Annotated in this window: 27 protein-coding genes; 4 read left to right on the top strand and 23 right to left on the bottom strand. The window is 51.9% G+C overall.

Features of this window, described 5'->3' with window-relative positions:
- Position 1: 1 nt before the first annotated feature.
- The 12 genes from IMCC3135_RS09080 to IMCC3135_RS09025 all read right to left on the bottom strand — a co-directional run bounded on the left by IMCC3135_RS09080 (position 2) and on the right by IMCC3135_RS09025 (position 12514).
- Entirely contained in the window at positions 2-766 is a 765-nt protein-coding gene (locus tag IMCC3135_RS09080; RefSeq protein ID WP_088917314.1) for a hypothetical protein, read from the bottom strand.
- Positions 766-1557, bottom strand: a complete 792-nt coding sequence (locus IMCC3135_RS09075; protein WP_088917313.1) for a hypothetical protein — start codon at positions 1555-1557, stop codon at positions 766-768. The genes IMCC3135_RS09080 and IMCC3135_RS09075 overlap by 1 nt, the downstream gene beginning before the upstream one ends.
- Positions 1541-4009, bottom strand: coding sequence for a pilus assembly protein TadG-related protein (locus IMCC3135_RS09070; protein WP_157735859.1), 2469 nt, complete (start codon positions 4007-4009; stop codon positions 1541-1543). Before IMCC3135_RS09070 ends, IMCC3135_RS09075 begins: the two co-directional genes overlap by 17 nt.
- A gap of 101 nt (positions 4010-4110) precedes the next feature.
- Positions 4111-4386, bottom strand: a complete 276-nt coding sequence (locus IMCC3135_RS09065; RefSeq protein ID WP_205737972.1) for a hypothetical protein — start codon at positions 4384-4386, stop codon at positions 4111-4113.
- A gap of 115 nt (positions 4387-4501) precedes the next feature.
- A complete protein-coding gene (locus IMCC3135_RS09060) occupies positions 4502-5323 on the bottom strand; it encodes a hypothetical protein (RefSeq protein WP_088917311.1) in 822 nt (273 codons plus the stop codon).
- A 637-nt stretch (positions 5324-5960) separates the two neighbouring features.
- Positions 5961-6311, bottom strand: a complete 351-nt coding sequence (locus tag IMCC3135_RS09055) for a hypothetical protein (protein WP_088917310.1) — start codon at positions 6309-6311, stop codon at positions 5961-5963.
- A 10-nt stretch (positions 6312-6321) separates the two neighbouring features.
- The gene (locus IMCC3135_RS33955) at positions 6322-6474 is read right to left on the bottom strand and encodes a hypothetical protein (protein ID WP_157735858.1); all 153 of its coding nucleotides are present in this window, start codon (positions 6472-6474) and stop codon (positions 6322-6324) included.
- Positions 6475-6722: 248 nt separating this feature from the next.
- Positions 6723-7955: a Tm-1-like ATP-binding domain-containing protein gene (locus tag IMCC3135_RS09045; protein WP_088917308.1), complete on the bottom strand. Its 1233-nt coding sequence runs from the start codon at positions 7953-7955 to the stop codon at positions 6723-6725.
- A gap of 26 nt (positions 7956-7981) precedes the next feature.
- The gene (locus tag IMCC3135_RS09040) at positions 7982-9466 is read right to left on the bottom strand and encodes an aldehyde dehydrogenase (RefSeq protein ID WP_088917307.1); all 1485 of its coding nucleotides are present in this window, start codon (positions 9464-9466) and stop codon (positions 7982-7984) included.
- Positions 9467-9472: 6 nt separating this feature from the next.
- Entirely contained in the window at positions 9473-10942 is a 1470-nt protein-coding gene (locus IMCC3135_RS09035; protein WP_236994813.1) for a tripartite tricarboxylate transporter permease, read from the bottom strand.
- A gap of 60 nt (positions 10943-11002) precedes the next feature.
- A complete protein-coding gene (locus IMCC3135_RS09030) occupies positions 11003-11542 on the bottom strand; it encodes a tripartite tricarboxylate transporter TctB family protein (protein ID WP_088917305.1) in 540 nt (179 codons plus the stop codon).
- Between the two features lie 42 nt (positions 11543-11584).
- Positions 11585-12514 (bottom strand): tripartite tricarboxylate transporter substrate binding protein, encoded by a 930-nt coding sequence (locus IMCC3135_RS09025; RefSeq protein ID WP_205737970.1) that lies wholly within the window; start codon positions 12512-12514, stop codon positions 11585-11587.
- 135 nt (positions 12515-12649) lie between these two features.
- Between IMCC3135_RS09025 and IMCC3135_RS09020 the strand changes: the two genes are divergently transcribed.
- The 3 genes from IMCC3135_RS09020 to IMCC3135_RS09010 are packed head-to-tail and all read left to right on the top strand — an operon-like array spanning position 12650 to position 15669.
- Positions 12650-13459, top strand: coding sequence for an IclR family transcriptional regulator (locus IMCC3135_RS09020; protein WP_088917304.1), 810 nt, complete (start codon positions 12650-12652; stop codon positions 13457-13459).
- Positions 13456-14802 carry an aminotransferase class III-fold pyridoxal phosphate-dependent enzyme gene (locus IMCC3135_RS09015; protein ID WP_088917303.1) on the top strand — a complete coding sequence of 449 codons (1347 nt, stop codon included), beginning with the start codon at positions 13456-13458 and terminating at the stop codon, positions 14800-14802. The genes IMCC3135_RS09020 and IMCC3135_RS09015 overlap by 4 nt, the downstream gene beginning before the upstream one ends.
- Before the next feature lie 9 nt (positions 14803-14811).
- The gene (locus tag IMCC3135_RS09010; protein WP_088917302.1) at positions 14812-15669 is read left to right on the top strand and encodes an MBL fold metallo-hydrolase; all 858 of its coding nucleotides are present in this window, start codon (positions 14812-14814) and stop codon (positions 15667-15669) included.
- An 80-nt stretch (positions 15670-15749) separates the two neighbouring features.
- Here IMCC3135_RS09010 and rpmE read toward each other — a convergent pair whose 3' ends face one another.
- Entirely contained in the window at positions 15750-15956 is a 207-nt protein-coding gene (gene rpmE / locus IMCC3135_RS09005; RefSeq protein WP_088917301.1) for a 50S ribosomal protein L31, read from the bottom strand.
- Positions 15957-16049: 93 nt separating this feature from the next.
- Between rpmE and IMCC3135_RS09000 the strand changes: the two genes are divergently transcribed.
- Positions 16050-17282, top strand: coding sequence for an ISAzo13 family transposase (locus IMCC3135_RS09000; RefSeq protein WP_088917300.1), 1233 nt, complete (start codon positions 16050-16052; stop codon positions 17280-17282).
- 41 nt (positions 17283-17323) lie between these two features.
- On the opposite strand, the gene IMCC3135_RS08995 is transcribed toward IMCC3135_RS09000, so the two are convergent.
- From IMCC3135_RS08995 to IMCC3135_RS08950, 10 genes are all read right to left on the bottom strand, one after another.
- The gene (locus IMCC3135_RS08995) at positions 17324-18079 is read right to left on the bottom strand and encodes an SDR family NAD(P)-dependent oxidoreductase (RefSeq protein ID WP_088917299.1); all 756 of its coding nucleotides are present in this window, start codon (positions 18077-18079) and stop codon (positions 17324-17326) included.
- 215 nt (positions 18080-18294) lie between these two features.
- Complete coding sequence (locus IMCC3135_RS08990; protein WP_157735857.1) at positions 18295-18861, bottom strand: TetR/AcrR family transcriptional regulator; 567 nt, start codon at positions 18859-18861, stop codon at positions 18295-18297.
- 121 nt (positions 18862-18982) lie between these two features.
- Positions 18983-20284, bottom strand: coding sequence for a TRAP transporter large permease (locus tag IMCC3135_RS08985; protein ID WP_088917297.1), 1302 nt, complete (start codon positions 20282-20284; stop codon positions 18983-18985).
- Positions 20285-20317: 33 nt separating this feature from the next.
- Positions 20318-20791: a TRAP transporter small permease gene (locus IMCC3135_RS08980; protein ID WP_157735856.1), complete on the bottom strand. Its 474-nt coding sequence runs from the start codon at positions 20789-20791 to the stop codon at positions 20318-20320.
- Between the two features lie 72 nt (positions 20792-20863).
- Positions 20864-21829 carry a TRAP transporter substrate-binding protein gene (locus IMCC3135_RS08975; protein ID WP_088917295.1) on the bottom strand — a complete coding sequence of 322 codons (966 nt, stop codon included), beginning with the start codon at positions 21827-21829 and terminating at the stop codon, positions 20864-20866.
- A gap of 163 nt (positions 21830-21992) precedes the next feature.
- Positions 21993-22901 (bottom strand): LysR family transcriptional regulator, encoded by a 909-nt coding sequence (locus IMCC3135_RS08970; protein ID WP_088917294.1) that lies wholly within the window; start codon positions 22899-22901, stop codon positions 21993-21995.
- Between the two features lie 89 nt (positions 22902-22990).
- A complete protein-coding gene (locus IMCC3135_RS08965; RefSeq protein WP_088917293.1) occupies positions 22991-23752 on the bottom strand; it encodes a LamB/YcsF family protein in 762 nt (253 codons plus the stop codon).
- Positions 23749-24735 carry a 5-oxoprolinase subunit C family protein gene (locus tag IMCC3135_RS08960; RefSeq protein ID WP_088917292.1) on the bottom strand — a complete coding sequence of 329 codons (987 nt, stop codon included), beginning with the start codon at positions 24733-24735 and terminating at the stop codon, positions 23749-23751. The genes IMCC3135_RS08965 and IMCC3135_RS08960 overlap by 4 nt, the downstream gene beginning before the upstream one ends.
- The gene (gene pxpB, locus IMCC3135_RS08955; protein ID WP_088917291.1) at positions 24732-25382 is read right to left on the bottom strand and encodes a 5-oxoprolinase subunit PxpB; all 651 of its coding nucleotides are present in this window, start codon (positions 25380-25382) and stop codon (positions 24732-24734) included. The genes IMCC3135_RS08960 and pxpB overlap by 4 nt, the downstream gene beginning before the upstream one ends.
- A 91-nt stretch (positions 25383-25473) precedes the next feature.
- On the bottom strand, positions 25474-26748 hold the full coding sequence (locus IMCC3135_RS08950) for an aminotransferase class V-fold PLP-dependent enzyme (RefSeq protein WP_088917290.1): 1275 nt from the start codon (positions 26746-26748) through the stop codon (positions 25474-25476).
- Positions 26749-26964: the final 216 nt, after the last annotated feature.

Raw genomic sequence — 26964 nt, 5'->3', positions numbered from 1 at the left:
CTCATCTTTCGATCTCATTAAGAACAGCATGGGTACCACCATCCGGAGCTGCGGTGATCACCACGGAAAGGTCTCGCTTACCATCATTACTGAATGAGAGCAGCACACTCGAATCACTGTCCTGACGCATTCCGGCCTTCCAGCCTCTCGATACGAAGTGTTCTCTGTACCCTTCTGCAACCCTTTCCGGGGAGCGCATATACCTGGCCATGAGCAGCGTCGAATAGCCAACCCCTCGGTCGCTCGTCTGTGTCAGCGATAGAAGCTCACCATCACTGAGAAGATAATCACCTTGCTTTACCCCATCATCGCTGTCAATTGTCATGACAGACAATATCCCGCTGGACGTATCCTTACTTGCATTATCAAGATCGAGAACCTGACTCAGTCCATCGTACAGACGACTGATGTAAACGCGACCGCCCACTTCACTGCTCAACCAGACCGGAGGACTGCTCTCGTCCTGAGCATTCGGCTCTCCCCACAAACTCCGATAAAAGGCCAGTGTGTCTGCGACCGAATCAGCTGATTCAAATCGTGCCATATCAACCAGATGACCGTTGTGTCGCATTTGCAGTGAAACCGTCTCCAGATTGGCAGTAACCGGCACCGGAAAGTCACCCAGCCAGTCTGCCGCTGTCACCACGGTTGAGACAACCAGCATGGATGCGACCAGTACAGTCAAACGTGATGCGCGACCTGGATAACTCAAGGTTTGCATCATTTTCACAAGCCAGCGGATAGAGGAACCGTCAAGATTTTTCATCACTCCCCCTTTGCATAATCTGGAAGGACACCCATGTCCACATGCCCTAGTGCGCCTTTAAGTCCTTTCATCTCTTTGAATATGGGGAACTCGCCGACGATGGCCATCATGTCGCCGACCGGCTCCAGTGCGGAAGCCGGCACCAGGCTCTTGACACGATTCTTGGCCTGTGACTCGCTGCCCGCCCCCCAGCTATCTGCCATGATGACGGAACTGACGCTCAAACAGCCTGCATTCTGCGACGCAGAGCATGCATCTTCTCTCAGCCAATTGTTGGCCTTGACTTCAATCTCAACCCCGGAGCGAACCAGAGCATTGCTTTCGATCGACCAGTCATTACTGCCAATACCATCGAGCAGCTTGCCAACTCGACCAGCCTGTTCACCGATTATTGCCCCAGCAGGCTGACCGGTAAAATCGTATTGCCATGCACGGGCAGCACTCGCATCCAGATCGATACGTACATCCGTATCGCCTCTATAGCCCGTCGATTGCGCTCGATCATTCCCCCACAGACTGTGTTCGGGCAAGTCCTGTGCAATCGACGCAATGGCGGAATTCTGGCTTTTGAAAAAGCGTTCTTCGGTCCGCTCGATAGTGGCGGCACCGCTGCCACGCGTATTCACGGTAGCCTCCCAGGAGCCATAGCGAGCAGCTTGTTCTCCGGTTTGGCGAATATCGGCCAGTTTGCCTATCATCGGTATCGCAAAGAACAACGGCACCATGGCAATGCTGAGAATAATGGTCTCGGTAAGCGCACTTCCTACCTGCCTATCACAGTTTTGTTGCACGAATTTCCTCCAGCGTCTCATCCGAATCATCGAAATTTTCCTCTTCTTCTTCTAGCTCTTCCGCCCATGGAAATTCAAGTTCGCCAGAAGCTTCGCGCAATAGTTCCTTGACCATATATCGGGCAAGTTCTCTGCTGTATGCAGAAGGATCACTAGCCACCTCGTCGAATATCTGCATCAACTCATCCACCAATTCATCGCCAAGATAATCGTCGCTCTGCAACTCTCTGCGCCTCTCGTTCAGGGGCTCCAACTGCCTGTTGATTCTCCTCATTCCATCGGAGTCATCAACATTCAGATTTCTGAGTTCTTCCCGAAGTGGATTGATCTGATCCTGCAGAGATTGCAGCTCTCGTTCGATTTCCAGAGAAACCTCTTGCATGGAAATCTCGAATTGGCTGACTACTTCAACCCGGATGCGCTCGTACTCTTCGCGTAGCTCCAACATCTGAACACGCGCCTCTTCAGCAGTCTCCTTTATGGTCTCGAGAAGCTCCGGATCAATCAGCTCATCAAGCTGGTTCTGAGCCAGGTCCTCGACACTGTCAGCCAGTTCCTCGATATCGGTACCCACCACATTACTGACATAGTCGGTGACAATGCCTCGCAACATATCTGCAACCGCATCCCGCAGCACGTTCTCCAGATAATCCTGAATAGTATTGCGAAAGTCATCAATCGCAGCCCCTGCAAAGTGCTCGGCGATGGCCTTCGGGTCCCCTGACTGAATGAGTGACAGGTACTGTGAGTAATCATCAGGCAACGCAGAGGCACCATAGGCCGCTATCAACGCCTGAACGGCTCTCCCAGCATCGATGCTGTTCGGAATCTGAAAGTCGGGCAGACTCATCCCTCCTCCAGCCAGTGATTCCAGTCGCAAGCCCTGACCACCCACTACCTTGCGAGCCGTAGCCGATTCTCCACCCTTCAGATCAGCTGTTCCAGAGGCGCTCTTTCCTTCAGCCTCTTCCGGTATGCCTTCTCCGTTGTCCGGTGAGGCTGATGGAACCGTTCCACCAGTGACCGCGCGCAGCGAGAGTGCCAGCAATCGCTCTTGATCCGCGATCGGACTCAGACGCACATCCCAATAAGGGTTATAGCCGTTGGCATTTTCCCGCGGCAGGTCCTGCCTACGATAAGTATCTGGCCTTTCATAATAGACTTCGGCTATCGAAATCGATGAAGCCTCATCCCCTATCGCGACCATGTCGGTATCAAACGTATCGCCGACACCAAGCGCTGTTGTGTTCTTCACATCATCCAGTGACATGGCCACTTCAACCTTGAGCTTCAGCGCAGGTTCGTCCTCGTCAATGGTATCCTGCGACAGTGAACGATAGGCCTGAACGCCGGAATAGCCCGACACATCGATCCGGCTATCACTCAAGCCCAGAGACGGGGTATTGCGATCAGACAGCTTTTCCGCTGTACTATTGGGGGAGGCGTATCTCTGACGCTTGCAGTCGCTCGAGGAGTACTCACGAACACAGGGTTCGATTGAAGAATCCGATTCCAGTGAGTTGGCAAATGCCTGGGCCCAGCCAATGGGTATCTCGATTTTCTTTTCACTACGAAAAGGGCGCCAGATGCGGTTCTGCAACGATAGTGTATCTTTGGCCTTCCACTCCCAGTCGAACCCGGTATCGCCCTCTACCATTGTGAGTTTTGTGCTGCCTCGGCGGTACATCTTGTGACGTGTGATTGGCGTGGAATAGAACCAGAAATCGAAGAACTCCCAATCCCTGGCCTTCGAAAAATCGTCCAGAGAGGCATTGATCATGTACTGACGCTCTTGCATAGCATCCAGATCGTCAGTTTCATAACCTTCTGTGAACCCGTTCCATGAGTCCAGGTTTTGCGCTATTCCAAAGACACTGTATCCAGTCAAAACGGAGAACCGTGAGTCCGTCTCGGAAACTACAGTGTCGACAATGGCAGGGGTCGCCATGAAAGCACCATAGAACATTGCCTCCTGCGACAATGAAAGACCCTTGTTTATCTGATCAATAACCATGACCATACCTTCAGCAATTGGTCCAAGAATCATTTCGACACCGGCCATCACTTGCTCAGCACCACTTGCGATACCGTTCAGAACAGGCACGGCGCTGAGCACCTTCGCGATATTCTCTGTACCGATTACGCCATAAGCAGCCCACGATCTGAGGCTGACGCCCTGCGCGATAGATACCTGATTGGCGATCATCGCGCGATTGGTATAGGCCTGAAAATTAAGTGCTCTCGCCTGCCACTGCAAGCCGCTATAGGCTGCCGCATCTGCCGTATTGGCAAGGCGTGTCTTGTCTGTTGCCATCTGCGCGGTGTTGTACAAAACGAAACCGCCAAGTACACCAAACAGCAACAGCGCGATTCCCAGGGGAAACACCTGTCCCCGCTGAATACGTCGGCTCGGACCCGTTCGCAGGTTTAATCGCTGATCACTAAAATTCATTCCGCCTCCCTGGACCGGTTCATCAGAGATAGGCGGCAATTCGGCCACAGTCCAAGAGACTCTGACCGAATGCCACCTCACTGTTCAGATCAAGTCAGACTTCATTGCCCGTAATCACCCAGACCTGCAGCTTTAGGCGTAGGCGCAGTGCCAGCCGCTGTTGCAGCATCGGTCACAGTACCACCCGTGAGCTCAGCACCCAACTGAGCAAACTGTGCCTGGACGGCACTACCGAAAAACGATACGGCAGCAATTGACGCGATTGCGATCAAGGCAACGATGATGATGTACTCAGTCATGCCCTGACCTGTGACACGGCGCGCCTGGGCGCACGTGCTTCTGTTTTCTTGCTTCATTTCTGTTGTTGCATTGCGCATGTTCATTCTCCTTGAAAAACAGTCTTTGATGATGTTGCGACGACTAACACTAGTCGACTGATATGCCCGACAGGCTCGGGTCCGCCCGGCTCTTGCAAGCCTCACGACGCAGCCTTCACTCACGTGAATGCATACCGCCTTGTTCTTCGTGATCAACAGCATCGTAGCTGCCGATCTCCAATCTTCCACTCATGAATTCGTTAACAGAAGTTGAAATATAATCCAACTCTGGTACAAAAATTTCGTCATCAAGAGAAACTGCCTGCAGCTCATCCCACCGTTCGACAAGGCCGCTGGCAGCGATAGACACGACCACAACTCCCTGTGTCTTGTCAAAAAGTTCCAGACGTACGAAATCATTGTTTTTATCGCGACATTCCCAAGTGTCAAGAGACCTTCCCTGCCAGCGAAGGCTTGGGCGGTACGCTGCAGCCAGCTCCTCGCAGAACGTCGACCTCGGCAGGCCATCCAACAACTGAAAATCTGGCAATGACGCTAAGCCATCACTGCTCTCTACCGCGTCCTCTGTGACATTGTGCTCTTGAACCGTCAATTCAGAGTCAGAGAAAACCATCGGAATCTCGTGAAATCGACGCTTGTTGTCATCGACAAGCCAAGCCGTTTCCTGAACTACGTTATAGACGAAACGAATTCGTGTTTCCGTCAATCTTTGCTCAGCAACCAGACCACGCTGGCTTAGTTTGACTCTTGAATCCATCAGCGAAACGCCTGATTCAATGTCGCTGACTCGGTAGCGAAAAGACACGCCTTCCTTCAAATTCTCATCCAGCCCCAGCCACTGCAAGTCACTCCCAGCGTATGCAACAGGCGATATCAGTGGTGTTATCAATAGTGCGACAAGACGATAAGTAGACCTTATTGCAAGCTTGCCACCTAAAATCTCACGTGCAACGGCATATGTAGAATCAGTAACCACGTCTATTTCTCAAGTGGAATTGTCAGTGACATTTCAGCCTGCCAAATCCGGTACTAAGTCAAATTCGGGCAGGCAGCCCGAACCAGATATCCAATGACGATGTATTCACTCATGTCCTGATCATCAATACGATGAGGACTTGTTTTTGAAATTCGGAATAAGTAACGAAGTCCGATCTGGAATTTCATCTGTAAATTTTCCTGTGATTTAAAGCCAGTAGACAATCCCCCGATCAGTCAGCACACCAGTGATGGTGTTTGAATCCTTTTCGCTGCCTGATGGGAGAGAGGAACATCCATGTTCGCGAACAAAATAACGTATTCAAATTAGTTTGGGGGAGTATATGAATTACGATAGGATTTTTTTCCCATTGCAATGGAGCTCCGATCTAGAGCCAAGTAACTGTTATATAAGATATATTTATCTAATTAACTTGCCAAATGTGATGGGATAAAAATCACATTGCAAATTGGAAAGCTTTGTTTGCATTCCTGGAATCAGGAAATACCTGCTTTCGGAGCCGTTGAAATAGGTCGATCAAGTCGCAGATATAGCGCGCTAGGTGTCTTCCCACCTAACCATGCCCCAGCCCGCCTTCCCTTTTCCTGTGCCGGAAAAATGACCAACAACAGAGCAGTTAGCGTGTTACCTGGCCCGCTAATCTCTCAAACGTTTCATAACCCGGATCAACGGCTGCATTGAGTGCAATACGCTCAGGGCCGGCAAGGCGTGTCACTAGAAACATCCAGTCAAAATAAGCCAATGCGTAAGCGGGTGTTGGGTTGAACAATACAGCCAGAGCATTCATCAAGTCGCTGGACGTATTTTTATTGTGAAACTCGAACGGGATCGTTTGTTCTGCACCTCTAAATCTGAATTGGGCCATACCGTCTGATCCAGACTTGCGCCTATTCGATGTCCTGATGGTCACATCCGCAAGATCCGCAGACACCTCTGCAAGACGGGCGAATCCCTCGATCTCGTTCACTTCAGATTGACTATTTCAGCAAACCCAGAGACAGGAGAGCTTCACGTTTGATGACATCATCGAGCGGTGGACAACCTGCTAGCATGCCCTGAACCTCTTTCTGACGTTGATAGCCCTGCCGCCTTTTTTGAGCCTGGGTTCGGCCAACAGAATTTCTGCGCATGCTTGCTTATATTCCTTGCGGGCCATGTACACACCGTAAAGAACGAGCGGCAGGAATAAATACCGAAACCATTTATCCAAAGCGGTTCTGGAATCTCCTTCTGCAGTGAGCTCCCCAATTCCACCCAGAGACCAGTAAGACCATGCGCCCATGCCTGCGACTACTAACCAGCACAGCACTGACAAGAAACGCCAAGCATGAAAAACACGCATACTGATCCTCACACATAGACACCGAGGTGCACATGACTAACTTACAATAATACCTCTAGCGCACCAATCGTCAAATACTCTCAAGGCGTGTTCTACAAACACCTCGTCATTGATATGACAATCCACTGAATGCACTTCCACATTTTCTGGCAACGTCGCCAACAATATCTCAAAGAAGTGATCAAGACCTGCCTTGTCATGCAAGTCGGCCCCTTCTCGATCCCACTCACCAAGACCGTGCCCAGGTAGAAGCAAGGCAACCGGGCCTTTCGCTTTGGCTAGCTGCTCGGAATGCGAGCGAGCCACCAATTGCCGCTCTTGTTCATTCAGGACGACAGAGGTAAGCAGTCGATTGTGTTCGTGTTTCGAGTGAGCTGACCATTTTTCGGGTATGGGTTGCCAGCCAACGATATCAACCAGATCATAGCAACCCGGTGCCACTATCTGTGGTGTGCCAGTCTGTCCGGCATTCGTCAGTCGATCCGCACCTGCCGAGATGTTGGACCCATTAATGAAATTACCGAGTTCTTGCGTGCAAAGGTCAAAAACACACGTAAACGCCCCCTGCCCGGCAAGACTTTCGAATGCGCGTCCTCCCATTCCAGTGGCATGGAACACCGCGACTTCGTAACCACGCTCCTCCAATGCAGGTTTCAGCCAAACCATGTAACGCAGCGCCGATTTACCAAGAGAGGTCATCCCAATCAATGGCTTTTTAGAATCGAGCTTCACCACAGCCCTCGCAGCCCCCAGTACGGCACCCGCAGCCTGACTCAGCGAGGCCTTACACACCGCATTCAAGCCATAGAGCCCACCAGCCCAGAGGATCATCTGTGTGTCAGCCGCCAAGCGTTCTGCCGGAATCAGAGGAGAGAATGCAACCGTAGACACGATGTACTTGGGTACGCCTAACGGCAAAGCCAGACACACATCCAAGGCCAGATCGGTACCCATGGTTCCGCCCAGAACAATCACTCCGTCAAACACACCTTGCGTAAAAAGCCTGGCCGTTAGCAGAGCAGCGCCTTTCGCCATGATCTGCATCGCGTGATTTTCATCACCCGAATCAGTCGCAGCAGCAATGCTACTCAAGCCTTCCTCCGCCACATCATGTTTGGAGTAATCGGCAGGTTTGTCTGGATCACCCAGTACCGACACATCCATTGTCACGACCAGCCCACCCTGACTGCGAATTACATCAGCCAGAAAGTCCAACTCATCGTTTTTAGTGTCATATGTTCCTATCACTAAAATTTTCTTGTCTGGCATGGGTTTCCCTTCCTTATCGATTGACCCTACAGCTTGATCCACGCTGTCTTGAGGTTTATGTATTTTTCTATCGCGTGCATCGACTTATCGTGACCATTGCCAGACTGACCAACCCCACCGAGTGGCACCGTATTATCAGCACCTCCATAGGTGTTCACATGCATCACGCCAGTCCGGACATCCCGTATCATGCGGTGAGCACGTGCAAGACTCGATGTCCACACGGCACCAGCCAATCCATAAACGGTGGAATTGGCAATGAGAACCGCTTCATCATCACTTGCAAAGGGGGTGACTCCCAGAACCGGACCAAACACCTCCTTTTGCGCCAAAGTCGAGCCGGGTGTCACACCTGTCACAATCGTCGGCGACATGAAATAGCCGCCTGTTTCTTGCAGTATCCGTTCACCGCCCGTCACAACTTCGCCACCTTCGGCACGCGCAGTGACAACAAACCCAAGATTCTGCTTCAACTGACTTTCCGAATTCACGGCACCAATAGCAGTTTCCAGACTCAGAGGGTCACCCACTCGCATGCCTTCGGCAACCCGTGTCACTTCAGCCACGAACTCATCGTGAATGCAGGTCTCAATCAACAGCCTTGAACCGGCCACACAAACCTGCCCTGCATTACGAAAAATACCTGCAGCCGCAACCTTCGCAGCCTCGCTCAAATCCGGTGCATCTGCAAAAATGATATTAGGAGATTTGCCACCCAATTCCAGATAAACACGTTTCATGTTGGAGCGAGCTGAATATTCCATCAGTCGTCGCCCCGTAGCACCTGAACCGGTGAAAACAAGAACGTCCACATCCATGGACAGACCCATGGTTTCGCCCACAACGGCACCTTCGCCAGTAACCGCATTCAGAACTCCGGGTGGCAGGCCAGCCTCAAGCGCCAGCTCTGCCATACGCATCAGTGACAGGGATGCAGTTTCGGCGGGTTTGAGCACGACAGAATTACCCATGGCCAGCGCAGGACCGAGCTTCCATGCACCAATCATCATTGGAAAATTCCAGGGGATGATCGCCCCGACAACACCCACTGGCTCCTTGTGTATCAAGCCCAGAATATCACTGGAAGTTGGTGCAACCTCACCATAGATCTTGTCCAGCGCTTCTGCGTAGTAGCGGATTGTTCCCGCAGCTGATCCCGGCTCAGCCTTAAGAGCCATACCAATCTCGGTGCCGTTATCACGAACCCCCAAAACGGCTAATTCAAGCGCATTGGCTTCGATCAAATCGGCCCATTTCAGCAAGACTTTCTTGCGCGCAGCAGGTGGCTGACCTGCCCAGCGCTTATCTTCAAACGAAGCTCTTGCGGATGCGATGGCAGCCTGCATATCAGCTGCCGTCCCTCTGGCCACTTGCGTCAAGAGCTGTCCGTCAATGGGAGACAGGACATCCATTCTGCCATTGTCCGACGCTGGCAATAGCTTGCCATCAATAAGGTGAGCCCTGAAAGGCACCGCTTGCGTTCGCAGGGCGTCGATATTGCTCTGGTTCATGAAGTCCTACCGTGTTTGAGAGTCGTGGAGGTCGTGATCGTCATCAGGCCGTTGGGCCCGGCATTCTTTGAATAAGGTGCGGATGTTCAACGCTAATACCAAGAGAATCAAGATGAAGATAATGAACGCTATTGGTCGATCGATCATGTCGAAAGGCGTGTTCAGTCTCGGCAAGGCTGAACGCAGTTTTACTTCCATGATTCCGCCTAGCACCATACCCAGAATGATCGGCACAATGGGCAGATTCAATCGTTTTAGGACCAAGCCCAGCACCCCGAACCCTGCTGCAATCATGCAATCTGTCAATGAATTGCGCAGTGAATACACACCAACAAAAGACAGAATCAGGATCATGACGCCCAGCAATCGTGTTGGTACGCGTATGATTTTTATCAGCAGGTTAGTCGAGAAAAAGAGAAATGTCACCACAATGATATTAAGCAGAATCAGCGCAAAATAGAGGCCATATACCAAGTCAATATTGTTCTGAAACAACTGCGGACCGGGAATCACATTGTGCACATAAAATACAGAGAGCATCATCGCTGTCAGCGCCTCGCCGGGAATCCCCAATGCCAGAAGCGGTATCATCGCCGCGGCAGGCACTGCATTATTGGCGGCCTCTGAGGCAATAAGCCCTTCAGAAGAACCTTTGCCGAATGCCTCAGGTGTTTTTGATGTCTTCTGAGCGTAGGTATAACTCATGAACTGCGCCGTGAACTCCCCCGTCCCCGGGATCATGCCAAGGATGACACCAAAAACCGATGCAACTGTTGCTACACGTTTGTGCTTCATCAATTCTTTCAACCCTGCACTCATCCGTCCACTAACAGGTTTAGTATCAGGAATGTTGTCAGGGGCTGTGAGCAGGAAAAATGCCTGGCTGAGCGCAAACAAGCCCAGAACAACCACGATGAGATTGATGCCTGAGCTTAGAAAAGAAAGACCAAATGTATAACGCTGTGTGTACGTCACCCCATCCAGTCCAATCGTTTGCAGAAAAATTCCGAACATCGCAAGCAACCCTGCCGCAAAGATCTGTCCACGATGCGCCAGTACCACCAGGATGATTCCCAGTAGTGCGGCGAGAAATATTTCACGACTGCCAAACATAGGCGCAATTCGAGCCAGCACAGGCGACAGCAGGATCAGACAGATAATGCCAAACATTCCGCCCCAGAACGATGCACTATATGCAAGCGATAATGCACGGTGGGGCTCACCCCGTTGAGTCATTGGATACCCATCATAGGATGTTAGGGCATTCACCGCCGTACCCGGCGTATTAATAAGAACAGCGGGAATAGCGCCCCCATACATTGAAGATCCATAGATCCCCAAAAGCATGGTCAGGCCGACTATCGGATCAAGTGAAAAGGTTGCGGGCAGCAGGATAGCAATTGCCACAGCAGGACCAACACCCGGGATGGCACCGATAATCACCCCACCGACAGAGCCGACCAAAAGCGCAAGCATGACATCCCACCGGACCAGCATCTCGGCCCCTGCAATAAGATTTTCCATGTTTTGCTCCGATCAGAAATAGGTCAGCATGATCTGGCGCAGCCCGTCAGGCAACACTTCATAGATCTGTCCTGAAGGCAGTTTTACCTGCAGGAATGTCTTGAACAAAAGAACTATAACGACAGCACTGGCAACCGCAGCTATCAATGTCACACGGTCGCGATATCCAGCCCGTACAGTCAACAACAGAGTGACAACAACGGTTGAAGGCAGATAGCCAGCCCAGGGAACAAGCGCTGCATACCCGACAAACCAGCCGGCATATTCAAGCGACGAGGCCCAGAGAAGCACCTCTTTCCAACGACCGTGAATTCGCTCGGACAACATCGAACCCAGTAGGTGAAACACTGCAAAACCAGTCATTCCCACTAGAGTAATGGCAGGCCAGAACCGAGGTTGCGAGATGAATTTCGTACCTGGTTTATAGGCAGTCTGTTCAAACAGTTGCGACAACAGAAATAGGGAAAGCAGCAGCACAGCCCATGCGAAAACGATATCGCCAGGACGGCGATATCGTTTGAAAAGCACTTGTAGCGTCTTTACTCGAGACATTCTGCAAAGTCCTTGTTGATATTCGTGCGAAGACTGTCTGGATCAGTTACCCAGCAATTGAGCAATGCGACCCAGAGTCTCAATATCAGTTGTGATCTGGGCTGTCACCTCATCAGCACTTTGCCAGTACACAGCCGCGCCCGTGTCAGCTGCAAGCTTTTGCGCGCGTTCTGACATGACAGTTTTCTTGGCCACAGCGATGATCTTTTCACGAACGTCTTGCGGCGTGTCTTTATGTACAAACAGACCATTCCAAAGTGCTACGTCAAGATCTGGTGCAAGTTCTGCCACGGTCGGCGTATCAGGTGTCAGTGGAATTCGTTCTGAACCGATAGAGGCAAGAACCTTGACGTCATCCAGACAAGGCAGAATCAACTGCAATGTCGTATTGATGACATCTACATCACCCGAAGCCAGAGAGTTGCAGTCCAACGCATCAAATGCAGCATCAGATGCAAATGCAAAACCCATCTCTTTCGCCAGACCCAGCGTCACCTGCGTGGGCACCAAAGGTGCGCCAAAGTGACCCAGCACGACATCGTTGCTGTTGGCGTATTCGGCCAAACCTGCCATGTCCTCATAAGGCGCATCACTGCTTACAGCAATAACAAAGGGATACGTCAGAAAATTACCCAAAGGTTCAAACGGGTTCGGGCTCAGCTCAGGGATACCTAACTGGGGCCCAACAACCGGAATAGCAATGAGAAACGAGCCAACGGTATAACCATCAGCGGGAGCATTGGCGGTCTCGATGGCGCCCGGAAACGGCCCTCCACCTCCGCCTGGCTTGTTCACAACCGCAGCAGGTACACCGTAGGTCTCCTGAAAATCATCGGCAATCATCCGGGTCAATACGTCTTCCAGATCACCCGGAGGCCAGGGGACAATGAATTCAACAGGCTTTTCCGGGTATTCAGCCTGCACAGGCACTGCGACCCCACCTACAACCACTGCCAGCGCCGTTGCTGTCATCAACTTGGCAACTCTTATCATCATTCACTCCGATTAATGGTTCATATAATGAACTACGATTTCACAAAAAGATTGCCTTGTTAATCAAGCTATGTCAAACTTTTTTTCAATATCTCAAAAAATAAAAATCATCGAATGTCTTCCGCCGCGAAAACTCTCGAGCTATTAGCTTTATTTTCCAAATCTCAGCCGGAAATTGGCTTATCACAACTATGCCGATTGGCACACCGTGACAAAACGACGACCTACCGGCACCTGCAAGCACTTGAGGAGGTTGGGTTTGTTGAGCAGAATCCACTGACCAAACGCTATCGACTGGGTCCTGTTGTTCTGCAATTGGCTCAAACACGCGAGAGCACGGTGCCACGCAAGATGGGAGCAGAAGCGGCGCTAGTGGAACTTGCCAACGCAACCAGCGAAACAAGTCATGTCTCGGTTTTATCAGGCACATATATTTACCCACTAACCTCCCGCGAATCACCCAGATACAGCACACGGGTCATCATCGACTTACAAAAGTATCCACTGCATGCGACCGCATCCGGACTCTGCGCTCTGGCCTTTGGTCCATCAGAGTTGATCGACGTGGCATTGAAAAACATGGAAGCCTTCACCCCCTTCACGCTGAAAACTGCGGAAGAACTCAAGCACGCCGTTGTGGGTGCTCAGGAAACAGGCTTCGGATACACCAATCGAAGCTTCGATGAGGGAGTGCTCAGTATCGCCACACCTGTTTTTGACCAGACCGGCCTCTTTGCGGGCTCTGTATCAGTGGCCAGTGTGGCCACACGATTTACCCCGGAACTCGAACACTGCATTCTCGAGCACCTGATAATAGCCAGCCGCGAAATTACACACAATTGGGGAGGAACAACCCCTGAAAATATCGAGCTCATCTGGGCGAAAAAACTATCAAATTTCCAAATAGCGGACACCACAGCATGAAAAAATCGAATTTCCTGAAAGAGAACAACGGGCGCTTGATGTGGCACCCCATGACCTCACCCCAGGACAGCATAGACAACCCACCGAAGATCATCACCCAATCGAGCGGAGTCACCATCACAGACATTGACGGGCACTGTGTCGTCGATGGCGTCGGTGGTTTGTGGAATGTCAATCTTGGCTATTCTTGTCAACCTGTCAAAGATGCGATCACCGATCAGCTATCCCGATTGCCCTACTACTCAACGTTCCGCGGAACATCAAATGATGTCGCCATCGAATTGTCCTACGAATTAGGCGAGTTCTTCGCACCGGATGGCATGAGCCGATCATTTTTCACATCCGGTGGATCAGATTCCGTTGAAACAGCACTGCGCCTTGCACGGCAATACCACAAATTGCGCGGAGACCCCGGACGAGTCAAATTCCTCAGCCTCAAGAAAGGCTACCATGGCACTCATATGGGCGCCGCCAGCGTTAACGGAAATGCAAATTTCCGCAATGCGTATGAGCCTCTGCTCCCCGGCTGCTTCCACATCCCCGCACCCTACACTTACCGAAACCCGTTCAACGAGACCGACCCGCAAAAACTCGCTCAACTTTGCGTGGCCGCACTTGAAGACGAAATTGCATTTCAGGGTGCCAATACCATTGCAGCGATGATCATGGAGCCAATATTGGGAGCCGGAGGCGTAATTCCGCCGCACCCCTCATTCGCTCCCATGGTTCGCGATATTTGCGAAAGAAACGGCATCCTGTTGATCACCGATGAAGTCATCACCGCTTACGGTCGTACTGGCGCATGGTCCGGTGCACGACTATGGGGTATTCAACCCGACATGATGTGCACTGCCAAGGCAATAACAAACGGATTCTTTCCATTTGGCGCTGTCATGCTGGGTGACAAGATGGTCGAAGTTTTCGAGGGCAACCCTGCCGCCAAGATCGCACATGGATACACCTACTCAGGTCACCCTGTCGGTGCGGCAGCAGCCCTGGCCTGCCTGGCTGAAACCCGACGATTGAATGTTGTAGACAACGCCGCCGCCCGTGGCACTCAGTTGTTCGAAGGCTGTAAGGCTCTGATGGAAAAATACGACATTATCGGCGATGTGCGTGGCGGCTACGGCCTCATGACCGCCATTGAAATGGTCAGTGATCGTGCCACCAAAAAACCTATCGACGCAGACACTGCCGCCACCGTTCAAGAGGTGACGTATCAAGCCGGCGCCATGGTCAGAGTTTCTGGTCCCAACCTCATACTGTCACCACCACTGGTGCTGAGCGAACAAGATACCACCACCATTCTATCGGCGCTGGACGCCGGCTTCAAAGCAGCATAGGAAATCAGAATGTCTCAGAATTACGTCGCCCTTCTGGGCACCAAAGGAGGCCCCGCAATTCGTCCGGGCTCCTCCATGCCAACCTCCAACCTCTTCTGCCTTGACGGGCAACAGATTGTTGTTGACTGTGGCCTTGGGGTTACCAGAGGGCTGGTTGATCAAGGCATGCAGCTGAAGGATCTTTCCTTGATCTTCATCAGTCATCTGCATTCAGATCATTACCTGGAACTCGGCCCTTTGCTCCATACAGCCTGGACCGCTGGTTTGAGTTCAAAAGTTGATGTCTGGGGGCCCGCCGGCCTGGATGTCTATTGGCAAGGTTTCCTTGCTTCAATGAAAGCGGATATCGAGCTGAGAATCGAAGATGAAGGACGACCCGATCTACGCGATTTGCTGCAGATCCATGTAATGGATGCAGGCATTGTGATGGAGCGCGACGGGCTGAGTATTTCGGCTATCCGCACCGAACACCCTCCTTTGGTGGACTGTTTTGCTCTTTCATTCAAAACCTCTTCAGCGCATGTTGTTTTTTCGGGGGATACCGCGCCAATAGCGGCCCTCGAAGATTTTGCCCGTGGCGCAGACCTTCTCATTCATGAAGCCATGCTGGAAAACGCCCTTCCTGCACTCATGAAACGAGTCGGCAATGGTAGCGACAAGCTGATGGCTCACTGGTTGCGCTCTCATACTTTTGCCCACGATGCAGCTAAAACCGCAACGCAAGCTGGTGTCAGGCAATTAGCACTATCGCACCTCATTCCCTCCGATGACCCAGCCTATGGCGAACAGGACTGGAAAGAGGCAGTCGCAGACTTTTGGGAAGGCCCGTTGCACGTCGGACACGACGGATTGAAGATAATGCTTTAGTACTGTTTCTCTGCTATTGCTTTCTCAAACGCATTCACTGGTCAGTACGGGCCGAGTAATTCGGCCCGTACCTTAAACAACTACCTGACCCCATAGCGCTCATTGAAAGCATCGACTCTGCTTCCTGACACTGCACTCACCACCCTCCCTGTATACGCCGGATGGCAGTTGGAACAGACATCAAGGCTCGCATGATCCTGCCTTGTTGATGCAGATGGAATCTCAGTCCCGCAATTTGAGCAGGCGAATACCGTAGGCGTTATAACGGGGTGTATGTGCTTTTTCATGACCTCATTCCTGCTTGTTGTATTGAAATATCTACTTAGGGTCTGTGCAAATATTAATATTCAAATTATAAGAATATCTGCTACGCTCAGCACATGAGCAGAGAAGAATTGTCGCGCAAGCGTCTCGTAGATAAAATTGGTTTGAAATATTCGCAAATCCTTCCCTCACTCGACGAACGAGGCCGGCGCGAATGGGCTGCCACCGAGGCGATGGCATTGGGTCACGGCGGCATCACGATCGTTCACGAAGCAAGTGCCCTATCGATGCCTACTATACGTAGCGGCATCGCCGAGCTGATGGAGCGCAACGGCGGCGCGATTGAGTCTCCGCGTCGAGTTCGTCGTCCGGGTGCCGGACGCCCCTCGAAACTTGCCGAAGACCCCGAACTGCTCGGTGCTCTGGAGTCGCTTGTGGAGCCGGGCACACGCGGCGATCCACAGTCGCCGCTGCGTTGGACGACCAAGAGCGTGCGGGTGCTCGCAAACGAGCTTGGCGCGGCAGGGCATTCAGTGAGTTTCCGGAGCGTGTCGACGCTGCTCAAACAGTTGGGCTACTCTTTGCAAGGCAACGCAAAAACGATCGAAGGAGCTCAGCATCCAGACCGCAACGCGCAATTTCTATATATCGCCAAACAGAGCAAGCGACACATAAAGGCTGCACAGCCTGCGCTGTCGGTAGACACGAAAAAGAAGGAGCTTGTCGGAGCCTTCAAGAACAGCGGCCAAGAATATCGCCCCAAAGGTGAGCCGGAGAAGGTCAAGACCCACGATTTCAAGGGTGAGCTTGGCAGGGTGGCTCCGTACGGCGTTTACGACATCGCGGACAACGACGCCTGGGTGAACGTCGGGATCAGTGCGGACACGGCCGAGTTTGCGGTGCAAAGCATCCGCCGCTGGTGGCAGACATCCGGCAAGGCACGTTACGGATCGGCGCGCGAGATTTTTATCACCGCCGACTGCGGGGGCAGTAACGGTTACCGCAGCCGGCTCTGGAAGCTTGAACTTCAGGGGCTCAGTGACGAGCTGGGTCGATCAATCAGCGTCAGCCACTTTCCGCCGGGCACGAGCAAATGGAATCGAATCGAGCACCGACTCTTCAGCTTTATCACCATGAACTGGCGCGGCAAGCCGTTGTACGATTATCGCACGGTAATCGAGCTGATCGGAGCGACGAAGACAGAACAAGGACTAGAAGTACGCTGTGAGCTTGACACAAACACCTACGAGAAAGGGCGCAAGGTAACGGACGAAGAAATGGAGTCAATCAACCTGCACCCCCACAAATTCCATGGCGAGTGGAACTACACGATAAAACCACGGGAATAATGCAACTCTGTGTAATTGAATAGTTATTTATGCACAGGCCCTTAGTTACGTCCAGCCATCACACCGCCATCCACATTGAGGATAGAACCCGTGATCCAGGACGCCTCGTCGGACAGAAGAAACTCGACAGCCGCGGCCACTTCATCCGGAGTACCAATTCGTCCGATAGGATGAAATGCGTTAAAGCCTGCCAGAGCTTCAGCCACCTGCTCTTCTGGGATAAAACTGTTGTACACCGGTGTTTCCACTACCGCAGGTGCTACGGCATTGGCCCTGATGTTCTTGTCACCCAACTCCATCGCCAGATGCTGTGTAAACGCATGCAGTCCGGCCTTGGCCATGGAATAGGCCGCTGAAGGCGTCGCTTTGATGGCCTGATGAGCCCACATGGAACCCACATTCACGATGGCGCCCGGGCGATCATCACTAATGATCTGCTTGACGATAGCCTGAGTCAGAAAATAGGTACCGCGGTTGATGTCATGGTAACTGTCATAGTCTTTCTGTTCGGCATCGACAAACGGCTGCGGGATGAATATGCCAGCATTGTTGACCAGGTAACGAATACCTGGAAAGTCTCTGTTCAGACGAGCAACCAGTCTCTCGACATCCACCACATCCCCAAGATCTGCTTGAACAAAGCTTGCTCCGGCAATGGCCCTTGCTGCAGCTTCACCCTTCTCAGCATTACGCCCGACCAGCACAGTTCGTGCACCAGCCTTGCTTAAACGCTCGGCTACGCGCAGTCCGATTCCGCTGGTTCCACCTGTAATTACGACTGTTTCATTGTTGAACATGGTTTTCTTCTCGTTAGCATCCTACTAGAAGGTAGGATAAATGAATAAATAAAAATGGATCTTGCTTCAACTTCTGATTACAAACTTGCCTCTTCCATCAACCTACTAGATGGTAGGCTTAATAGACAGAGAATCTCTCACATACCCGTGACTACTATCTTCTAAATCTTATGACACCCAACTAGTAGGTAGGTTCAATTGACAAACAAAAATAATTACTTCAGCTGTGAAACCAGTGTCTGCTTCAATTTCTTGAATACTGCCTCATCCCCCATGGCATTCGCCATCAACAAGCCTCCTTGCAAGGCCGCCAGAAAAGCGCTCGCCTGGGATTGAGCACTGCCTGTGAAATTGAATTCACCGGTCCCCTTACCTGCCGTCATTACCTTGGTCAGCCATTCAATATGCTCCTTGAAAAATGATGCCAGTGATGGTTTTAACTGCTCTGGCAAAGCCCCAACATCCGACGCCATCATTCCCGCCAGACAAATGCAGTGATTGTTCAAGGTGTTGGTATACAACTGCGCATAGCGTTGCAACCGCTCCACACTCCCAGACACACTGGATTCAATGGACTTGAGCTCAGCAACAAACCCTTCTCTGTATCGCTCAAGCAACTCGGTTTCCAGATCATGCTTGGATGGAAAATGATGATGAATACTGGCTTTTCTGATCCCTATTTCTGCAGCAATATCGGCATAACTGAACCCGTTGAACCCTCGTGATTGTGCCAGTGCCTGCGCACTGTTCAATATGAGATCTCTTGTCGGGTTGTTGTTCATGCAGCGAGAATACCTTCCTACTAGTAGGTTGTCAACGCTTGTGCAAGAAAAACGCGAGACAGAACACATTCGGTATTCAATATCTAGAGAATGAAGTGCTGTTGATGGCTACATCCCCACATCAACCAAATAATACCCTGGGAAGCCAGGTCACTATTCCCGGAGCCACGGCCAGTAGCGCAACAAAACTCAGCATGATGAAAAAGAACGGCAAGGCTGCCACTACTATCTGACCAAGTGGTTTTCGCGTCAACCCTTGTAGAACGAAGAGATTCATACCGACAGGGGGAGATATCTGTGCAAGCTCCACCATCAGGATCAGAAAGATACCAAACCAGATCGGATCGTAGCCTGCACCCACAACCAGTGGCAAGGCGATAGGTATGGTGATGACGATGATCGACATACCTTCAAGAAAACTGCCCAGAATGATATAGATAACGACCAACAGCAGAATCAAGGTCAAGGGAGAGAGCTCAAGGTTGGTGATATGTGCCTCGATAGCTTGTGGCATTCCCAGAAAGCCCATCGCTACTGACAGGAACGATGCGGCCGCAATGATCAGTCCGAGCATTGATACCGTGCGTGAAGTGCCGATGGCGGCAGCACTCAGGCTTGCAAGCGACAAACTCCCTTCAAATGCCATGATGCAAATAGTTGCCACAACCGCAACCGCCGCCGCTTCTGTAGGGCTGGCCAGCCCCCCGTACATGGTCCCCAGGATGGAGACGATCAGAATCAAAAAAGGCAATAACCTTGGCAACCTGGAGAACCGGGTTCGCCAGATGTTTTCATCACTTGACTCAATTTTGCCGATTTTGTCAGGACGCAGGAAGGCCACGATCATCACAAAACCCATAAAACAGGCAGCCAGTAGCAATCCTGGCAGCAGCCCGGCTGCAAACAGCTTCAACACAGAAGTTTGTGACAAAACGCCGTAGATAATCATCACGATGCTGGGAGGTATCAGGAAACCCAGCGTCCCTGCCCCAGCCAAGGTGCCGTGAATGAGCTTCTCGTCGTACCCGCGCTCAAGCAACTCGTTGATGGTAATGCGGCCAACCGAGCTGGTTGTAGCAGCGGATGACCCGGAAATAAGGGCAAACAGGGTACAACCAACGATATTGATGTGTAGCAGACCGCCCGGCAAATGCCGAAGCCAAGGCTCGAGAGCCTCAAACAGGCCATCAATGAAACGGGATCGATAAAGTAATTCAGCCATCATGATGAACAGTGGCAATGCCAGAAGCTCTGGCGAATTCAGCCCGTTCCACACCGCCTGCGCCAGCAGTTTGTCGACAGGAATCGACCTGAACAGCTCCAGGCTGACTATGCCGATACCAAAGAGTCCCAGGCCTACCCACACACCGGAGCCAAGAACAAGAACCAGTAAAACAAGGGGTACAAAAACGGATGCGGGCATAATGATGTCTGTCCAGTCTCAGGGCGTTCGAAACTACGCGGCAGGATCGATTTCTTCGGGCAGTCCTCTTGCCAGAGACAACGCTCGGAGGAGAATCTGCAAGCTCATAAACGATGCGCCAAATGCAATAACTGCTGCCGGATACATCAAAGGCGTATCCGTTATTGAACCGCTGGTCCGACCTGACAGAAAATAGGACCAAGCCAGTTTGATCAAGGCGAAGCTGACATACGCTGAAATCGCGAACCCTATCAATAAGGCAAGCCACTCTGCCCCGCGTGGGAAAACCGCTTTCAGCCAAGTCACACGAATATGCCCGCCTGTACGAAGCGTCCAGGCCAGTCCGAGAAAGACAGCTCCCATATGGACAAAAACTCCGATCTCCCAGAGAAAATGCAGGCTTATATCAAAGAAATTTCTCAAGATAATTTCGAGCACAATAAGCAGAGCAACACATCCCAGGGCAATGCCTGACAACATTGACAGGCACCTGGAGACTCTATCCATGGCAGTGATCATTCGCCCTTGTCCTTTGTGATCGCGGCTCAGGATTCGAGCCGCAATGAATCTTCAGCGCCACTACTGGGTAGCGAGATAGGCTTCGTAGATTGCTTTGCCCTTGTCACCAAGCTTCTCTATGGCTTCTGCACGCAATGGTTCAGCCTTGCTCACAAGCGCCTCATGAAGCTCGGCAGACACAGTACCCAGTGTCATGCCCTTCTCAGCCAGTGTCGCCATTCTTTGCGCATCTTCAGCGCGTGCTGCTTGCCAGAATGCAGGTTGAAGATCCGAGGCGATTTTCGAGATGCTCGCCTGGTCTTCATCACTCAAAGCATTCCAGCTATCCAGGTTAACGGTCATGGCATCCAGGTTCCAGGAGTGCGCCGTCGGGTATCCGTACGACAGGAATTCCCAGAACGACCCATCAACAGCGGATGATGATGAGGTGACGACACCTTCAATGGCACCGGATGCCAGAGACGGAATGACTTCCCCCCATGGCAACTGAACCGGAGTCATGCCTGCCGCACCATAGACTTCAGTTGATGTCTTGTCGTAGGTTCGCACGCGAATGCCTGCCAGTGACTCGATATCGGTTATTTCCTTATCGACCCAAACCTGTGGAGCCGGCCAGGGGATCGTAAAAAGGACCTTCTGATTGTGGCTTGCCATGATTTCATCAAGGTCTTCACGAAAAAAACTGTCGAACGATTCAAGCGCATCAAACGATGGAAACATGAACGGTAAGCCTGGCAGACCAAGCAAGGGCTCATCCCCGATTTGCTGCGGAAGGAACACATCTGCAATCGGCACCAGGCCATCCCGAACCGCCCCAAGCATTTCAGGCCCCTTGAAACCCAGAGAGCCACCAGGATGAATGGTGATATCGACGCGCCCATCCGTCGAGACCCTGACTTCGTCAGCAAAAGTTCCTGCACTGGTTGTAATGAAGTTGCCATCTGGCCAAGCCATTGGCAAATCCCAGTTATCAGCCATGGCTGGTGAAGTTGCTATCATCAGCGCCGCGATTGAACGAAACATCATGTCGTCTCTCCTTCAGAATTGTTGCCAAATACACATCTGCCTCATGCATGGTCAGGTATTGGCAGTACAAGAGAAAGCGATATAATTTCGTTAAATTACATTCCTGTTTAGAATGCTTTAATCATTTCAGCACTAAGGGATCGTGAAAAATCCCTAAAGACTACTAGATTTGATAGTTCTTGCCAAAATCGCAATGCAGCTTCACAAGCTCGGCAATTTCGTGAACAAACGTATGCGGCCTATCACCTCGATACATGGCCACATAGGGTACCGGCGGCAAGGAGGTCTCTGTTTCAATGACTTCGAGTTTCCCGGATTCTTCAAGTCTTTGACAAAATTCGTAAGGCAGATACGCAACACCAAGCCCGGCCACAGTTAAACCGAGCAGCGCGGTCATGGAGTCGCAAACCAGGGTTTCCTGGAAAACCACACCGCGCTCCTTGAGCCATTTATTGAGATACATCCCCGACCCTGATGAGTGCCCCTGAACCAGAACGGGGTACTGGGCCAGCTCCCTGTGCCTGATAGGTCTGGGGAGATTGACAAGTCCTTTCTTTGCCATCCAGTAGTTCTGCACATCTGCAACGGCTATGGAGGAAAATTCAGGCAAGGTGAATGTCTCGGGAATGACAATCAGGTCAAGCTGACTCTGCTCCAGATCATTGAAAAGCGCTCTTGCCATATCCACTTTCGGATAGATTCTGACATTGCTGTACTGCTCTTTTATGGCCGAAATCAGCTGCGGCAGCCAGGTGATGGTCGTCAGCTCTGTTACTCCGATACGCAGCGATTTTGGCTGGCTTGAGTCCCCTTGCTGGACCTCGACAATCTGATCGTGAAGCTGGAGAATCTGCTTGGCCAGCTCGAAAAGTTGCTCACCGCGCGCTGTCAATCTGGCACCCCGTAAACTGCGATCGAATATCTCTATCCGGGATCCCCGTTCAAGCTCTTGTACACGCTTGGAGATGGCCGATTGCGTGGTGCACAGATGGGCGGCGGCACGTTCAAACGTGCCTAATTCAGCAATCCAGTACAGCGTTTCAAGCTGCTTCAGAGTAATCCGTGTGTTCATGCCCGCATCTCAAAACCAATGGTTCTCATTCCACCATGGCACATTTTTCCTCAATTTGAGATGCTTGTGTGGAATGTTACTTCCCCAGATCACAGTTGATAGGGTGCAATCGCCAGTCCGGCTGTCGCAATCCCGGCCCTGATTGCATGTGCAAGACCGACGCTACCTGGGGTATCGCTATGCACCAGAACAGAATCAAACTCACACGGTATTTCTCGTCCGTCGATAAGCCGAAGCTTCCCACTCGACAAGGTCTGAGCCACCCGTAACTCCACCATTTCCAGATCGCTGATCAGGGCGGATTCAGTACCGCGCGGTGCCAGCTTGCCCACTGCCATATAACCACGATCTGCCAGGAATGAGCGGATAATTTCAATACCGGCATTCTCGGCAGCATAAGCAGCCTCGGTATGCGGCAAGCCTATGAACTTGAGCTCGGGGTCGAAGGATTTCATTGCCAGAATCAATGTGCGCGCAACATCAGCATCGACAAACGACAGGTTGCCTAATGCTCCATGAAAATTGGCATGCGTCATCATCTGTCCACCATGTTCGGCTATCGCACGCAGTGCTCCCAGTTGCGAAATGGTTTCCAGTTCCAGCTCCTTCAGTGACATCGTCATGGCACGCCGCCCAAAGCCGTTTCGATCCGGGTAGCCCACATGCCCTCCAACCCGAACTTTGTGTTCGGATGCAAGCCCCACAGCCCGAGCCATCACCAGCGGATCGCCGGCGTGAGCTCCACAAGCAATGTTTGCCGACGTGACCAGTGGAAAAATCTGTTCATCCGGGGCGATGTTGTATGGGCCAAAGCCTTCCCCAAGATCGGAGTTGACATCAATGGTTTTCAATTTATCTCTCTCTGGCAACGCCCATGGGCCATCGTCATCAGGCGCCGTATGCTCTCTGTTTGCAGATGCTGTCTATCTTGCGCTGTCGTGGCCTCTTCGATAGTGCAAGACTGAAAGCGGATAGTTTCCCCCAACGGTATCTGCGCCAGAACCGGCAAGTCCGCATCAATGATCTTGCCTAGCTTGGGATAGCCACCCGCGGTGTTCGCATCCATCAGCTGAACCACCGGTTGCCCCGACGGTGGCAGCTGGATAGTGCCCGGCAATATGCCGTGTGACAGCATTTCACGTGGAGTTTCAGGTCGTAATTCCGGCCCCGAGAGCCGATAACCAACGCGGTTGCTGGCTGGCGTGATTTGCCAGTCACTGGTGAGAAACTCGGCCTGATTATTCGCGTCAAGATCACCCCACTCGCTGGCCGGAACAAATCGCAGCGTGGGCGTTTCGTTCAAGTCTCGCCAGAGATCAGGAAAGCCTCGAGGGCTTATGCCAATACTTGTGGCGTTGCCCCCCTTAGGGTTAGTGCCGATGCTCAGTTGGTCTCCGCGCTTGAGCAACCGCCCTTCGACTCCGCCAAATTGCCCTTTGAGGTCGGTCGACCTGGAGCCAAGTACAAGCGGTACTTCAATACCACCAAGCACGCACAGATAAACCCGCATTCCAGATTGGCATCTTCCTGCCTTCAGCCGCTGCCCCTTTAAAACGGTCTGCAGCCACCAACGAAATATCGGTTTGCCATCTACCTGAGCATCTACCGGAGCTCCCGCAAGGCAGATAGTGATATCACTCTTCGCCTCGATCTCAAAACCGCCAAGGGTAAATTCTATCGCTGCGGCATCAGGTGTATTACCCAGCGCTGCATTACCGATGGCAAGCGCCTGTGAATCCATGGCACCACAACAACCAACGCCCGCTGACCGGTACCCGAACCGCCCCTTGTCCTGAACCGAGGAGTAGAAGCCTGGTGTGATGATTTCGATCACTTGTCCACCGTCGCTGTGACAAACCGAATCCTGTCACCGGGGGATAGCAAGGCAGGCCTAGCTTTGTTGATATCAAAAAGTTCCGTCTGGGTATGCCCAATGATGTGCCAGCCAGAGGGAGAGGTACGTGAAATGACGCCTGTTTGGGTTCCCCCTATAACCACGCTACCAGCCTCGACCCGTACCCGAGGCTCAGAGCGCCGTGGTACGGCAAGACGCTCATCCAGACCTCCCAGATAAGGGAAGCCGGGCTGACTTCCCAGCGCGAAAACGGTGTACTCCGCATGCGTATGGAGCCGCACGATGTCTTCAACAGTCATGGATTTCTGATCCGCAATTTCAATCAGATCCTCCCCGTCATAGATCACAGGGATATCCACTATCGTCTCATTGGGTGGCATCGAACTGATTGATCGCCACTGTTGCAGGACTTGCAGACGGATATTTTCCGGATCTGCCCCTGGTGACAGGCACAACAGCAAACTGTGCATTCCCAGGACAAGTTCGTCGACCCCCTGAATCTCTCGACATTGCAAATCCAGAGCCCAAAAACGCCCTTGTATATCCAGACTGAGCGGGCCCTCACTCTGAAACAGCAAGCCATATTCGCCGAGTCTGGACATATTGATCAAAGGGATTTTCATCATTCAGTCCGTGACGCACCAAACAGGACAATTTCGATAATGCAGGACGCTCAAGATGTTCATTCTGCGATCCTGAACTGTCTTAAATGTCACTTCAAGAAGCCAACTGTGGTTTGCTACTGATGATCTCCCTGATCGCTCTCAAGGCCTGAGCCACTTCATCCGTCGTGTTGTAGTGACACATGGAAACACGTATGCAATCGGGCAGGTTCAGAGGAACCAGAATATTGCCACTGTAGTGGTCCGCCTTGCGGGTATGAGTGCGAATTCCCTGCTTCTTCAAGAATTCCACAACATCTGTAGATGCCAAGCCGTCAACCACGAAAGACACGGTGCCTTCACGACTCGCATTATCTACTCCCGCAAGAATGGTGACCTCGCTCATGTCTTGAAGCCCGGGCAGGTTCGCGGTACCGCTAATCAATGCATTGGTCAGGTGGGTTTCATAGGCGTGAATCGCTCTGCCTGCCGCCTCGATACGTTGGCGAGGCTCGGTTCGCTCCGAAACTTCCCCTCCCAGCCAGTCAAAGTAATCGACAACGTTGGACATCGTTGCAAAGGCGCCCGTGTCGCGTGTACCTAATTCCCAGTTCAGAGCTGGACCACCATTCAGCGACTCGTGTGGCAACCCGGCGAGTCGATCGGAGATCCAGGCGATGCCATAACCGTGACGCGAAAATACTTTGTAAGGCGAAATGGCATAACCGTCAACATCATAAGCCTGCAGGTCCATCTGGCCGTGCGCGGCATGCTGGATACCATCGACGATAATGAAACAATCCGGCGACACTGCACGGATCGCCTTGGCAATCGCGGCCACATCCATACCGATGCCGGTAACTGGCGATGCGTGCAGGATGGTGGCTACAGCAACATCCGGTGTCATGTGAGAGGCGTATGCCTCGGCAGTGACAAGCCCTGTGGCATCCTCATGCGGCACATTCACGTATTCCATTTCTGCCGCGGTAGCCCAGTGCTGGGCTGCGCTACGGCTGGAAGGGTGTTCGATTGAGCTACCAATGACCTTGGCGCCCTTTGCTGCGTTGATGCAAGCGGTGCGGATCATGCGAAACAACAGTTCAGTACCGGTCTCGCCAACAATGAACTGTCCCGAGGCAGGATTCATGAACAGGCGCAAGTCAGCCCTGGCCTTGTCGATCGTACTGGACAGCGCAGCAGCAGCCGGATTGTCTCTTCCCTGATTGTCGGGTATGGCGGCATAGAATGCCGAGGTCTCAACTACTGATTTCAGTGTCAGAGCACCGCCTCCGTTCTCCAGATAGATGCGTGGCCCCTGAAAAGGGCAGCTGTCTACATGGGCAAAGCGGTCACGGATTGCTGCGATGAGAACCGGGTTGTCTTGGATCATTGAACTATCCTTTTTGAGTCAATGCTCAGTGAACGAAAACGTAGCAACGATCAAATCGACTGTCACTACATTAATGCACATGGTTGTTGCTTGAGCACGAGGACAGCGTCCTTTTCAAGGCCATCAGACTTCTGTTTGGGTAACAGAATCGCCCAGATTCTCGATCCGATTCATGGCAAGCAGGAGCAAGACTGCCCTATTCGAACGGTTACTTAA

Source organism: Granulosicoccus antarcticus IMCC3135, assembly GCF_002215215.1.
In the GTDB taxonomy this organism is placed as follows: domain Bacteria; phylum Pseudomonadota; class Gammaproteobacteria; order Granulosicoccales; family Granulosicoccaceae; genus Granulosicoccus; species Granulosicoccus antarcticus.
The sequence above is the reverse complement of the archived record's forward strand: the minus strand, read 5'-3'. Positions and strand labels throughout refer to the sequence as shown.

Excerpts from the sequence above, each read along its gene's own strand:
- IMCC3135_RS09020 (WP_088917304.1), top strand. The coding sequence starts at position 12,650 with ATGTCTTCCGCCGCGAAAACTCTCGAGCTATTAGCTTTATTTTCCAAA.
- IMCC3135_RS09030 (WP_088917305.1), bottom strand. The coding sequence starts at position 11,542 with ATGTCTCGAGTAAAGACGCTACAAGTGCTTTTCAAACGATATCGCCGT.
- IMCC3135_RS09025 (WP_205737970.1), bottom strand. The coding sequence starts at position 12,514 with ATGACAGCAACGGCGCTGGCAGTGGTTGTAGGTGGGGTCGCAGTGCCT.
- IMCC3135_RS08990 (WP_157735857.1), bottom strand. The coding sequence starts at position 18,861 with ATGAACAACAACCCGACAAGAGATCTCATATTGAACAGTGCGCAGGCA.
- IMCC3135_RS09070 (WP_157735859.1), bottom strand. The coding sequence starts at position 4,009 with ATGAATTTTAGTGATCAGCGATTAAACCTGCGAACGGGTCCGAGCCGA.
- IMCC3135_RS08985 (WP_088917297.1), bottom strand. The coding sequence starts at position 20,284 with ATGCCCGCATCCGTTTTTGTACCCCTTGTTTTACTGGTTCTTGTTCTT.
- IMCC3135_RS09065 (WP_205737972.1), bottom strand. The coding sequence starts at position 4,386 with ATGCGCAATGCAACAACAGAAATGAAGCAAGAAAACAGAAGCACGTGC.
- IMCC3135_RS09015 (WP_088917303.1), top strand. The coding sequence starts at position 13,456 with ATGAAAAAATCGAATTTCCTGAAAGAGAACAACGGGCGCTTGATGTGG.
- pxpB (WP_088917291.1), bottom strand. The coding sequence starts at position 25,382 with ATGATGAAAATCCCTTTGATCAATATGTCCAGACTCGGCGAATATGGC.
- IMCC3135_RS09010 (WP_088917302.1), top strand. The coding sequence starts at position 14,812 with ATGTCTCAGAATTACGTCGCCCTTCTGGGCACCAAAGGAGGCCCCGCA.
- IMCC3135_RS09000 (WP_088917300.1), top strand. The coding sequence starts at position 16,050 with ATGAGCAGAGAAGAATTGTCGCGCAAGCGTCTCGTAGATAAAATTGGT.
- IMCC3135_RS09035 (WP_236994813.1), bottom strand. The coding sequence starts at position 10,942 with ATGCTTGCGCTTTTGGTCGGCTCTGTCGGTGGGGTGATTATCGGTGCC.
- IMCC3135_RS09080 (WP_088917314.1), bottom strand. The coding sequence starts at position 766 with ATGAAAAATCTTGACGGTTCCTCTATCCGCTGGCTTGTGAAAATGATG.
- IMCC3135_RS33955 (WP_157735858.1), bottom strand. The coding sequence starts at position 6,474 with ATGCGCAGAAATTCTGTTGGCCGAACCCAGGCTCAAAAAAGGCGGCAG.
- IMCC3135_RS09040 (WP_088917307.1), bottom strand. The coding sequence starts at position 9,466 with ATGAACCAGAGCAATATCGACGCCCTGCGAACGCAAGCGGTGCCTTTC.
- IMCC3135_RS08970 (WP_088917294.1), bottom strand. The coding sequence starts at position 22,901 with ATGAACACACGGATTACTCTGAAGCAGCTTGAAACGCTGTACTGGATT.
- rpmE (WP_088917301.1), bottom strand. The coding sequence starts at position 15,956 with ATGAAAAAGCACATACACCCCGTTATAACGCCTACGGTATTCGCCTGC.
- IMCC3135_RS08950 (WP_088917290.1), bottom strand. The coding sequence starts at position 26,748 with ATGATCCAAGACAACCCGGTTCTCATCGCAGCAATCCGTGACCGCTTT.
- IMCC3135_RS08995 (WP_088917299.1), bottom strand. The coding sequence starts at position 18,079 with ATGTTCAACAATGAAACAGTCGTAATTACAGGTGGAACCAGCGGAATC.
- IMCC3135_RS09045 (WP_088917308.1), bottom strand. The coding sequence starts at position 7,955 with ATGCCAGACAAGAAAATTTTAGTGATAGGAACATATGACACTAAAAAC.
- IMCC3135_RS08975 (WP_088917295.1), bottom strand. The coding sequence starts at position 21,829 with ATGATGTTTCGTTCAATCGCGGCGCTGATGATAGCAACTTCACCAGCC.
- IMCC3135_RS08980 (WP_157735856.1), bottom strand. The coding sequence starts at position 20,791 with ATGGATAGAGTCTCCAGGTGCCTGTCAATGTTGTCAGGCATTGCCCTG.